Annotated in this window: 1 protein-coding gene; it reads left to right on the top strand. The window is 31.1% G+C overall.

What is annotated here, in order from left to right:
* Positions 1–686, top strand: a 686-nt coding sequence (locus M983_RS17640; RefSeq protein ID WP_425415206.1) for a T6SS immunity protein Tli3 family protein, incomplete at its 5' end; no start/stop codon positions are given.
* Between the last annotated feature and the right edge of the window lie 323 nt (positions 687–1,009).

The following is a 1,009-nucleotide window of genomic DNA, read 5'->3' as shown; positions in this document are numbered from 1 at the left end:
CCGCGATTAAAGCAAAACAAGATGCAGTCGAAGAGCAGCGTCAATTAACGGAATTACGTAAAACCTTTAAACCACCTGTCATCATTTATCGTATTGATGACCACCGATTTTTTACTCTTGAGGAATTTAATGAAAAGCGTGAAGGTTATACATTTTATAACAACACAAAAACAAAAAAACACTTTAAAGTGTATAACGGCTCAGCTTGTAATTATCACGGGCGTCTAATTTGGGCCGCACAATATGATGATAATATTGCTTTTCCAGCAGTTGATAGTAATTGGGAAGGTTGTGCTGGTCGTCGTAATGGTTGCCAAAGTACGGTGTTACAGTATTTTAAAGGAAATTTAGTTCCGCTAGTTACACCTCTGGGATCTATAACATTAAGACCTGTTAAAGAAACGGGGTATTTTACCCTTATAGTTACCGATAATCATTTCTATAAAGGAGAAAGCTCTTATTTCAATAGACAAAATGAACAATTATCCAATTTAAATTGGACAAAATACTCTTACGATACAATTGAAGATGTAAAAAATGGAATATCAAAATCAGATACCTCAGAAGGTCCTAAACCAGAAGTGAAAACCCCATCAGGGCAAACCCATTTTGATTGCAGTGATCCGTCGATTTCACCGATGTCCAAATTAGGTGATTATGGTCAAGAATATCGTTTAGAAAAATAATCATCCACTCCAATATTAAGTATAGAATCCCTATTACGTAATAAATAAGATAAAAATGAGTAATTATAATTAAAAACAATAGAATAAATACAATCTGATTTATATAAATCTCCTTTTTAACTGATTTATTTAAAATAGGATAAATAAATCAGTTAAAAATAAGGTTTTATTAAAATTAAAACCCTCTACTATTATCATCAACTTAATAATATTTATGGCTCAATATAAAAGGATAATAATGATGAAACAAAAGTCTATTTATACGTCACTTATTCTGATAACCGCATTTTCATTATCGGGTTGTTTATCGTTAAAAGAAAAAG

Source organism: Proteus myxofaciens ATCC 19692, from assembly GCF_001654855.1.
Classification (GTDB): domain Bacteria; phylum Pseudomonadota; class Gammaproteobacteria; order Enterobacterales; family Enterobacteriaceae; genus Proteus; species Proteus myxofaciens.
Note: the sequence above shows the minus strand (reverse complement) of the source record. Positions and strands in the feature narration are given on the sequence as shown.